We start from the raw sequence: 10944 nt of genomic DNA on the forward strand, positions 1-10944 counted from the left end.
GTAATATGAGAAAGAGAGCTTTTATTTTTTAGCGCTGAACTTCATCTAATGCAGTATCAGTAAGATGACTCACATCACCCGCTGTTTCAATCACCCAACCATTAGCAAGCCAAGGGCTATTTTGATAATCAACGCGTGAAATTGAGCAATTACGCAGTCTTAAACGGCGTTCTGCATATGCAGGTAATCCTAATACAGTACTCAGTAAGCACCCTAAAGCAATACCATGACTGACTAAGAGTGGGCGGCTATTTGCGGGTAAATCAAGACATTGATTTAGCGCAGCCTGCATACGACTTGCTAATTCTGCCATTGATTCTCCTTGGGGAATTCGTCCATCAGGTGTACCATCAATCAAACTCTTGCGCCAAGCCTCTTCTTGTGTCTTTAATGTTGCGATCTCTCGTTGTTCAAGAACGCCCATATTGAGTTCACGTAAACGTGGGTCAGTTATCACTTCACAGCCACAAGCTTGTGCAATGATTTCTGCCGTTTGACGAGTACGGCCAAGATCGCTTGAGATAATGTGGGTAATGCCTGCTGATTTTACTTTTTCAGCAACTTGCTGTGCTTGACGCACACCATTTGCTGTTAGTGGGCTATCAGATTGCCCTTGAATACGTCTCGCCACGTTCCATTCAGTTTCACCGTGGCGAACAAGATAGACCTGTAACATACATTTTTTCCGTTATACTGCTCTAATTTTTCAAAGGATGATTAATTCATTATGTATCATGTCATTGCAGCCACTACGAATCCAGCAAAAATCAACGCGATAAAACTCGCCTTTGAGCAAGTATTCGGTAAAGATACCTTTGATATTGAAGATATTAATGTCGATAGTCGTGTTCCACAGCAACCTATCGGAAATACAGAAACGAGAACTGGCGCACGTCAACGTGTGATGGCGGCTCGTCAAGTTCGCCCTGAAGCTGATTTTTGGGTTGGCGTCGAAGCCGGTATAGAAGATGATATGACCTTTGCTTGGATTGTTGTCGAACATGGTCAAATTCGTGGAGAATCACGCTCAGCAAGCCTTATGCTACCAGAACAGATCTTAAAAGGGATCCGTGAAGGTCGTGAGCTTGGCGATGAAATGGCTTTCTTAACAAAAATTGACAACATTAAACAGCGTGGCGGTGCGATTGGTTATTTTACTGATGGCCTACTCAGTCGTACTTCTGTGTATCAACAAGCATTAGTGCTGGCATTAGTACCAGTCACTCATGATATCTATAAAGAACTCAATCAAAAAGAAGATTAATAATTAATCTAATGCGTTTTTTTAGATAACCCAGCTTCTAGATAAGTTTGCTGTTAGATAAAAAAGAAACAAAAAAAGCCATTTAATCAAATAATTAAATGGCTTTTTATTATTCTAGTCTAGAGAGTAACAACGCGACTATTTTTTCGTCATTAGCTCTTTTTCAAGCCATAATTTTACATCATGTGGCGCTGTTTTTAAACTATTAGAGCCTCTAGTGATGGTGGCAATGCCAACGCCTAACTCTTCTTTTAACTCACGCTGACTTAAATCCCCTCGCATTAACTCTTGCACAATGCGAACTCGAGTTGCCAAAGCACTACGTTCATCAGGTGTCATTAAAAGTTGTAAAATAGGAAATTGCACATCTTGCTCAAAAGCATGTTGTAATAACTCTACAAATCTTAGCCAGTGCTCATTCTCTTCAGGTGATAATGCAGGATCTTGCATCGTGGGAACCTCTTTTTGCCACACTCATTAACTAGTACAAACTATATCATACTTTGCTAATGTACAAAGAGGCTCCAACAATAAATCCTTTTTTTATCCTTTAATATCGGCTATTCCACTCATTTTCAGTCAGTACTGGCTGCTGTTCACCCGCAAAATAGCTATAGAAAACAGCAAAAGAGAGTACGTTTTTCACATAACCACGAGTTTCAGCAAAAGGAATACTTTCAACAAAAGCAATTGCATCTAATTGACCATTTGCATCAGATAACCAACGATCAACACGCGCAGGCCCCGCATTGTACGCAGCACTTGCTAAAATACGGTTTTGGTTAAAACGCTGATAGACAGAATCAAGATAAGCGGTACCAATCTCAATATTCTTCACAGGATTTGTCAATTGCGCACTACTTGTATATCCCGTAATCCCCGCTTGTTTTACCGTAAACTCTGCTGTTTTTGGCATAACCTGCATTAAACCTGTTGCACCCGCTGAAGAACGGGCTTGAGGATTCCACGCACTTTCTTGGCGAGCAATCGCCATCGCATAATTGCGGTCGATCGATTTATCTTTCGTATATTGCTCAAACTCATTTTTCCAAGCAAGAGGGAAGCGTTCTTCTAGATGATCCCACATTTTCCCTGTGATCGTGGCTTGCACCGCTAAATCAGCCCATTTTTGCTCATACGCATAACGCGCTAATTCAGACTGTATTTGCGCTGGCTGTGAAGCAACATAGTTTGCCCACTCTGATCGCGCTAAGTTATCCATCTGCCAATACATCAATTCACGAACACGCTGTATTTCTGGCTGATTAGGGATGTTTGATGAAACACTTGGGGCTTTATCTATCACCATCACATAAGGCTTACCTAATTTGGCAGCTGCAACCATTGGGTAAAAACCACGATTTTGTGTTAGCGCTTCTAAAATAGCTTGTGCTTCACTGTTTTTACCTTGTGATTGCAACACCATTGCTCGCCAATAACGCCACTCTTCCTTATTTTTACTTTCCGGAGAGAGCCTTTCTAACCACAATGCCAATTCAGCAGGTTGGTTTTGGCTTAATGCTAGGCGTACACGGCGCTCACGCAATGTATCTGATGCTGTATCTTGAATAACGCTATCACGCCATTTTACCTGCTCTGGTGTCGCATAAGGCATATATTGCCACGCCACAGTATCACGCATTAACTGGCGCTCACTGGCTGTCATTTTTTGTGCATGCGCGATATTGTCCAGTTGTGCTCTTGCTGCATCTGCGTCTTTTCTTGCCCAACGTGAAAATGCAGATTGTATGATTGAACGTGTGAAATCTGTCGGTGAAAGAGTGGTTGCATAGCGTCCAACTAAATTGGGATAGTCTTGTAATTCAACCAAGGCATCACTAATGGTTTGATAATTTTCAGGGAGACGTCGAGCCAAGTAAGCAGCAAGCGCCGTATTACCATTTTTAACCGCTAAATTAATGCGTTCTAACACCAACTCGGGTGTTAATTGATTAGCTTTTTGCCATTCATCAAAAAGTGAATCACAACTTGATGGCATTGATGTGCCATTAAGCCATGCTTCTTTAGCCCCTACCCATGCCGTTTGAATATCACCTGTTGCCCATTTTGCATAATAATAATTACATCTTGCGGCTTTAGGATTTGGTGGATTGGGGCTAAAAGTCAGTAAGTTCTGCCACTCTTGGCGTTTAGCCAATTCATTCACAAACAGTGAAGGAAGCGCTTTTGCTGGTGGTAATGTGGGATATTTAGCAACAAATTCAGTAACCACTGCTGGCGCAATAATATCAAGATTATCCGTAATTTGACGGTATTCCAGATAAGGATAAAGTGGATAGTTTTGTAATGTGGGCAGTAGTTTTTCTACTTCATCTGTTTTTTTCAGATCCCATGCTGACTTAATTTCTTGATAACGGGCACGTTGTTCACTTAATGAATCTGCTTGCACCCATGTAGAAAAACACAATGCCCCAATTGCCAATGCTAACGACCACTTTTGCTTCACCACGTTATTTCTCCCACCTCAAATAGAACCACCAAAGAGTGAATACATTAGCTAATATGATAATCATTAACAATGTAAGTTCCCCTCTTTAAGAGAAATTTTCTTTACTTTCAGAGGAAGTACGAAAGGTGGATAAAAACCTCTCTTTTGACTAAGGTTTTCTTTTATAAATCGGGTATACTGGCGACTTTCATCATTTTCGGGTCTTTGGCAAAATACTGGCATTGACTTTGCTATTGTTCATTTTGGTACCATAAACACGCGGCTTAATCACAAAAAATTTGTTTTTAGCGCAAAAAGTGGCACCTCAGATAAAATCTCTTTTATAATCAAAGGGTAATTATAGTGGCTCAATACGTTTATAGTATGTTGCGTGTCGGGAAAATTGTCCCACCTAAGCGACATATCCTTAAAAACATTTCACTCAGCTTCTTCCCGGGCGCGAAAATTGGTGTGCTTGGTCTTAATGGTGCTGGTAAATCAACATTACTACGCATCATGGCAGGTATTGATACTGATATCGAAGGTGAAGCACGTCCACAACCAGGTATTAAAATTGGTTACTTACCACAAGAACCAAAATTAAACCCAGAACATACAGTACGTGAAGCCGTTGAAGAAGCCGTCAGCGAACTGAAAAACGCATTAAACCGCCTTGATGAAGTTTATGCGGCTTATGCCGATCCTGATGCTGATTTCGATAAATTAGCAAAAGAACAAGGTCAGTTAGAAGCGATTATTCAATCTCATGATGGCCATAACCTTGAAAATCAATTAGAGCGTGCAGCAGAAGCGCTACGTTTACCTGAATGGGACGCAAAAATTGAGAAACTTTCAGGGGGTGAACGTCGCCGTGTTGCTATCTGTCGTCTCCTGTTAGAAAAACCAGATATGCTGTTATTAGATGAACCAACTAACCACTTGGATGCGGAATCTGTGGCTTGGTTAGAGCGCTTCTTACATGATTATGAAGGTACTGTTGTGGCGATCACCCACGACCGTTACTTCCTTGATAACGTAGCGGGTTGGATCTTAGAACTTGACCGTGGTGAAGGTATTCCATGGGAAGGTAACTACTCTTCATGGTTAGAGCAAAAAGACGCGCGCCTTGAGCAAGAAGCGGCAACTGAAGCGGCTCGTCATAAATCTATTCAGAAAGAACTTGAGTGGATCCGCCAAAATCCTAAAGGTCGCCAAGCAAAAGGCAAGGCACGTCTTGCTCGCTTTGAAGAACTTAACAGCGTTGATTATCAAAAACGTAATGAGACCAGTGAACTCTTTATTCCACCTGGACCACGTTTAGGGGATAAAGTGTTAGAAATTAATAATCTAACAAAATCTTATGGTGATCGCGTTCTGATTGATAATTTAAGCTTCTCTATTCCTAAAGGGGCGATTGTCGGTATTATCGGCCCTAACGGTGCAGGTAAATCAACACTATTTCGTATGATCTCGGGTCAAGAACAACCCGATTCAGGCACCTTAACACTAGGTGATACTGTTAAATTAGCATCGGTTGATCAGTTCCGAGACAGCATGGACGACAGTAAAACTGTTTGGGAAGAAGTTTCAGGTGGCCAAGACATTATGCGTATTGGCAACTTTGAGATCCCAAGCCGTGCCTATGTTGGTCGTTTTAACTTTAAAGGTATTGACCAAGGTAAACGTGTTGGCGAACTTTCTGGTGGTGAGCGTGGTCGTTTACACCTTGCGAAGCTGCTACAAGTTGGCGGTAACATGTTGCTGCTCGATGAACCAACTAACGACCTCGACGTTGAAACTTTACGTGCATTAGAAAACGCCCTATTAGAGTTCCCTGGTTGTGCAATGGTTATCTCGCATGACCGCTGGTTCCTTGACCGTATTGCCACGCATATCATCGATTATCAAGATGAAGGTAAAGTGGAATTCTTCGAAGGTAACTTTACTGAATATGAAGAATACAAAAAACGTACATTAGGCAACGACGCTATTCAGCCTCGTCGCATGAAATACAAACGTATGACAAAATAGTTTTAATTATTTTCCTTACGACTAAAAATAAAAGCAGAGATTATTCTCTGCTTTTTTATATTTAATTAGTTTGAAATTTAATAAATATATTTAAAGTTTAAAATAGAAAAAATAAAGTCACATTAATCTAAAATAATCCCGAAAACACAGATATACCTCACTATTACTTAACGGATTATATTATGATAAGAATTAATTATTTTGAATTTTATAATTATCGGACTGAAATATTATTAGGTCATGTTATTCTAAATGGTATAAATGAAATTATCACTCCACTATTTAGAGATAACATTGATAAAGAAAATTTCTATCCTGTTTTTATCACAAAATCATTTATCGGTAGAAAAGAACACCGATGGGAAATAAAAAGTTCAAAAATTCAAACTCTATCTGAGAACAATATTATTATAAATATTTGGCTATCTCCAAGAAATGTTTCAGATGATATTTATTTATCTCAAACATTAAAAAATAAAAATTATAAAAGTGCTAAATCAATATTATATCTTGGTAAAATTATTATTGTTGAATTTGGACATATCTTCTCATGTGTCACTTTGGATGCCAGTATAAAAACAAATAAACGCTATCCTGATAATATTCAACAGGGTGAAATGCATAAGAGAAGGCCTGCGATTGTCGTAAAAGCAGATGACAGAGGAGTTAAAGTCATTCCACTCACATCAAAAAAGCCTCATGACTTAGCCGTTAATTCCTCTATTTTTAAATTATCAGATGAATCAATAAAAAACATTGGTGATCTTGCTAAAAAAGAAACTTATGCTTTATGTGATATGATCCAAACTATTTGTGTAACGCGAATACTTCCTCCTTTATTTAAATTAAACACTCGTAAAAGATACTATAGACATGAGGATTATCGAGCATCTATTTGCCGTAACGATCGAAATTTATTAGACAAAGGATTATTATCATCAATATCAAAAAATAAATTATATTCAGAATTAGAGGATTTAAAAATAAAGAATAATAAATTAGAATCAGAGATATATCATTTGAAAAATAATTTACTGCTCTTAAAAGAGATGTATATGTATACAAATGGAAGTCACGCTTCACATATTGATGAAATTGATAATGAGATTTTATTATACAAAAACTCTATTGAATAATTATATTGATGTTATATTTTCACTATGATACTCTTGTTTCGTTGGTGGGGATAAAAGAGCCGGCAATCTTCCCCGCGACGCTGAAAAATTGCGATGCCGACGAACACAAAGATTAAAACTAAAAAACCACCTTACGGTGGTTTTTTAGTTTCTGTTTCTTTAAATTATTTATTTTTAATAGTTAGTTTATTATGTAGTAAATAATTATAAATAATAACTTAGCTCTCTTGCCTATAATCAAACGTTAAAGGCGCAGTAAATGAAATATTACCATTTACTAAACGATAGCTTTCAGGCGCTGGAAATGGCGAAGCACGTTTAATCGTATTTAACGCTTCTCTATCAAGAATACGATTACCTGATGATGTTTCTACTTTCGCGTCTAATAACTCACCTTTTGCATTTAACACAATAGAAACTTGTGTCACGCCCGTTGCTTTAAAGCGCAATGCTGTGCGTGGGTAGCGTTTATAGGCATTAATATGGCTATGAACTAAGCTTTCCCAGCCCATTTGCCCACTCACAGAAGAAGTAGATAAACTATTAAATTGAGCACTACTACTTGTATTAGAACCAGAAATAGGTGCGCTTGTTACATCTGATGGTGCTTCTGAGACAGGAAGATCATCAGGTACTTTCACCGCAACAGGTTTTGGTTTCACCACTGGTTTTACTTTTGGCTTTTCTGGAATACGCTCATAAGTACCTTGTTCTACTACAGGCATTTTAGGTAAATCTAACACTTCTTTGATAGGTTCTGGCTCTACCTCTGCGGGTTCAGGAACAGACATCACTTTTTCAGGCCCAACAGGAACTTCTTTTGTTTCTGCCTGTGCTAATTGATAGATACCAAGATCCATTGTCATCGCTGGTGGTAAAACACCATGGCGTTCATCTTTAGATGTTATCCAGCCAATAGCGACAACAGCTAACGTTGCATGAAATAAAATACTGGCGGTTAATCCACCAATAGAAAATGATCCACGGCGTGAAAAAGTCGCCGACATACTACTCATAATTCTTGCCTCTGATTTTCTTTCTTGTGAATTATAGGCATAATACAAACACAAATGATATTGCTTATTATTAATAATACAATAAAAAATTAGCTTGATAATTATCATAACTTGTTCGCATGAGAAGCAGTAAGAGCTTATTATTTCACTCTTTTTTAGACACCAGAGATTATGGCTAGCGATAAATCATTGGCACAAAAAATTAGTTGTGCCTATCAATCAACCTATGGACAACTTGTGCGTTTTTTCCACAAACGTACGGGTAATTACCATGATGCAGATGATTTGTCTCAAGATGTGTTTACACTATGGCTAAACAGAAAAGAACAAACACCTGTGCAAGAACAGCGTGCTTTTCTGTTTAAAATAGCGAACCACGTTTTGATTGACCATTGGAGAAAAAATCAAAAGCAAAAAGATATCTATCAGGATGATTGTGAATTAGATGACGCCGCTCAAAGTTATACCACGGAGCTTGATCCGGGGTATGTCGTTGAGCATCAACAGCGTTTAGATCTACTTAGCGAAGCAATTGAAACATTACCTCCACGCCGTCGAGAAGCATTTGTTCTTTATCGTTTTGATGGACTATCACAAAGCGAAATTGCAGAGCAAATGGAAATCTCAATCAGTATGGTGGAAAAACATATTGCCGCTGCCCTATTACATTGCAAAAGATATGTCGATGCAGGACAGGAGAAATGCTCGAATGATGAGTAAGCCGGAAAAAAATATACCGGAAATAAAACCTCACACAGATGAGGAGCTAGACTCCCTTTTTTTGGAGACTAATGATGAATTACTCAATGGATCGACTGATGAGCAAGCAGCCCTTTGGTTCACCCGACAATATAGCCAAAGGATGACACCTCAGCAACGTCAAGCGTTTAAAGTGTGGATAGAAAATGATGTAAATCGGCAAGCGTATCAAGATATTGCTGGGATCTGGCGTCAATGCGATGCATTACCACGACCAACAATCGCCACCGTTGAAAAGAAAAAATGCTCTTTTTGGCGCCCGATGATCCACACCACGGCTACTCTTTGTTTACTCACCGTTTTATATCTTCCTTATAGTCATTTACCTGCATTACTGATGGATAATATGACGCTTGCAACCAGCGATTTACCGAAAGAAATGACCTTAGCTGATGGCTCTAAAGTCTATTTAGACAGAAATACACAGGTAAGAGTGGCTTATGTGCAAGAAGAAAGGCGTTTATGGTTGGATAAAGGACAAGCCTATTTCAAGGTAAAATCAAATCCGTATCGCCCTTTCTATGTGCATGCTGATACCCGATTAATTAAAGTAGTTGGCACTGAATTTGAAGTTAGTCGCTATGATAACAATCAAATTAACGTTGCTGTCCATGAAGGGATCGTTGAAGTAAAAGCAACACCGAAATCTTCGCCAGCCTATTTGTACGCAGGCTCTCAGGCTACAAGCAAATTAGCCAGCGATAGCTTTGTTATCTCTTCGGTCAATATTGATTCCGTGGGAAGTTGGCGTTTTGGTCAACTGCATTTCTTTGAGCGCCCATTGAATGAAGTGATAACCAAGCTCAAACCTTATCTTGATATCAATATTCAAATTTCCTCCCCCGAAATCGCCAAAATGAAAGTCTCAGGGATCGCTAACATAAATGATGCCAAAGACTTTATTACCGCAATTCCACTGATATTGCCGGTTAATGTTGTTTTTACTGATAAAAATAATGCTTTAATTATCAATAAGTAAAAAGAAATATGAAAAATATTCTTTTTTACAGGTGAGGATAATTCTCATTTCACCCTCTTCCCTAGTAACAACAATTATTAAGTTAGTGAATGGGATTGGTGAAATGAGAATGAATAACAAAAAAAGGACCCTTAAGAGGTCTTTACTAGCATTGCTAATAAGTACCACTATTGCCGCACCTTGCGCTTATGCATCTACAGTTTCAGTGGCTTTACCAGAGCAGTCTTTAGCTGATTCATTAAGTGCCATTGCAAAACAAGGACAAGTACAAATTTTATTTGATGCAAATTCGGTTAAAAACCTACGTGCTCCAGCACTTTCAGGTCAATTTGAAACCCAAACTGCATTACAAAAAGTCTTAATCGGGAGTGGATTAGAAATTATTCCACAAGGCAGTGGGTTTGTTATTCGCCCCCTTGCAACTGCCAACGCGATCGTTATTCCTGAAGTTAAAGTAACCGGTGTCGGTAGTACATATCATCCAGCTACTGATGTGGTTTCAGCCCCACAATACATCACCTCAGAAGAGATAAAACAGCGTAATACAGGTGATGGAAACGTTACTGACTTACTAAAAAGTAACCCTGCTGTTCAATTTTCCAATAACGACAGCACCTCAATGAATCAGGGTGAAATTAAACCTTCGCGTATCTCTATTCACGGCTCTAGTAGTTATCAAAACTCTTACAAACTTGACGGTGTCAGTTTTAACAACGATTTTGACCCTGCTAATTCAGGTTTAGGTGAAACCAACACACGCATTAGTAGTGATGAACAAGGGATGTACCTTGATAGTCGCTTAATTGATAGCGTCGCAGTTTACGATAACAATATTCCTGTCGAATTCGGCGGATTTACGGGGGGAACGGTTGAAGTACAAAGTCGTCGTTGGTCTGGTGAAACACACGCCAACGCCTATTATCGTACAACACGTTCAAGCTGGAACAATATTTTCACCGATCCAAAACTAAATTTTGATACCGCAAATAACGATTTTAGTAATCCCGCTCGATTCCAGAAAAAATACGATAAACAAAACTTTGGTGGTTGGTTTGAAACAGGCTTAACAGACAACACCGGACTTATTTTCTCTGCATCTCGTCGTGAATCAACGATCCCGATGATGATAAGTGCAGAAGGCGGAATTATTCTGACTCCAGATGGTCAGTTAGAACAAGTTGAGCAAACGCCTCATTATAAAGATCAAACTCGAACATCAGATAACTATTTTATTAAATATTCATGGGATATCTCAGAGAAACAATCTCTTGATTTATCGAGCAATATTGCACGTTATAATAGTTATTTAG

General features: G+C 38.9%; 10 protein-coding genes. 6 read left to right on the plus strand and 4 right to left on the minus strand.

The annotated features are described in order from the left end of the window. Positions 1 to 28: 28 nt before the first annotated feature. On the minus strand, positions 29 to 676 hold the full coding sequence (gene gpmB / locus JEP36_RS05190; RefSeq protein ID WP_109371869.1) for a 2,3-diphosphoglycerate-dependent phosphoglycerate mutase GpmB: 648 nt from the start codon (positions 674 to 676) through the stop codon (positions 29 to 31). A 51-nt stretch (positions 677 to 727) separates the two neighbouring features. Between gpmB and yjjX the strand changes: the two genes are divergently transcribed. Continuing rightward, a complete protein-coding gene (gene yjjX, locus JEP36_RS05195) occupies positions 728 to 1264 on the plus strand; it encodes an inosine/xanthosine triphosphatase (protein ID WP_023580954.1) in 537 nt (178 codons plus the stop codon). Positions 1265 to 1402: 138 nt separating this feature from the next. Here yjjX and trpR read toward each other — a convergent pair whose 3' ends face one another. Then, positions 1403 to 1714 carry a trp operon repressor gene (trpR, locus tag JEP36_RS05200; protein ID WP_036911763.1) on the minus strand — a complete coding sequence of 104 codons (312 nt, stop codon included), beginning with the start codon at positions 1712 to 1714 and terminating at the stop codon, positions 1403 to 1405. A 100-nt stretch (positions 1715 to 1814) separates the two neighbouring features. Continuing rightward, positions 1815 to 3734, minus strand: coding sequence for a murein transglycosylase (gene sltY, locus JEP36_RS05205; RefSeq protein WP_198625962.1), 1920 nt, complete (start codon positions 3732 to 3734; stop codon positions 1815 to 1817). Between the two features lie 342 nt (positions 3735 to 4076). Here sltY and ettA point away from each other — a divergent pair, with 342 nt between their 5' ends. Next, entirely contained in the window at positions 4077 to 5744 is a 1668-nt protein-coding gene (gene ettA, locus JEP36_RS05210) for an energy-dependent translational throttle protein EttA (RefSeq protein ID WP_109371873.1), read from the plus strand. A 182-nt stretch (positions 5745 to 5926) separates the two neighbouring features. Continuing rightward, positions 5927 to 6880, plus strand: coding sequence for a type II toxin-antitoxin system PemK/MazF family toxin (locus JEP36_RS05215; RefSeq protein WP_198629937.1), 954 nt, complete (start codon positions 5927 to 5929; stop codon positions 6878 to 6880). A 218-nt stretch (positions 6881 to 7098) separates the two neighbouring features. Here JEP36_RS05215 and JEP36_RS05220 read toward each other — a convergent pair whose 3' ends face one another. Beyond that, entirely contained in the window at positions 7099 to 7896 is a 798-nt protein-coding gene (locus JEP36_RS05220) for an energy transducer TonB (protein ID WP_198625959.1), read from the minus strand. Positions 7897 to 8067: 171 nt separating this feature from the next. On the opposite strand from JEP36_RS05220, the gene JEP36_RS05225 reads away from it, so the two are divergent. The 3 genes from JEP36_RS05225 to JEP36_RS05235 all read left to right on the plus strand — a co-directional run. Further along, positions 8068 to 8616 (plus strand): RNA polymerase sigma factor, encoded by a 549-nt coding sequence (locus JEP36_RS05225; protein ID WP_109371879.1) that lies wholly within the window; start codon positions 8068 to 8070, stop codon positions 8614 to 8616. After that, positions 8606 to 9634 (plus strand): FecR family protein, encoded by a 1029-nt coding sequence (locus tag JEP36_RS05230; protein WP_232805416.1) that lies wholly within the window; start codon positions 8606 to 8608, stop codon positions 9632 to 9634. The genes JEP36_RS05225 and JEP36_RS05230 overlap by 11 nt, the downstream gene beginning before the upstream one ends. 103 nt (positions 9635 to 9737) lie before the next feature. Next, positions 9738 to 10944, plus strand: a 1207-nt coding sequence (locus tag JEP36_RS05235) for a TonB-dependent receptor (protein ID WP_198629938.1), incomplete at its 3' end; no start/stop codon positions are given.

Origin of the sequence: Proteus sp. PR00208 (assembly GCF_016238545.1) — a bacterium.
Taxonomy (GTDB): domain Bacteria; phylum Pseudomonadota; class Gammaproteobacteria; order Enterobacterales; family Enterobacteriaceae; genus Proteus.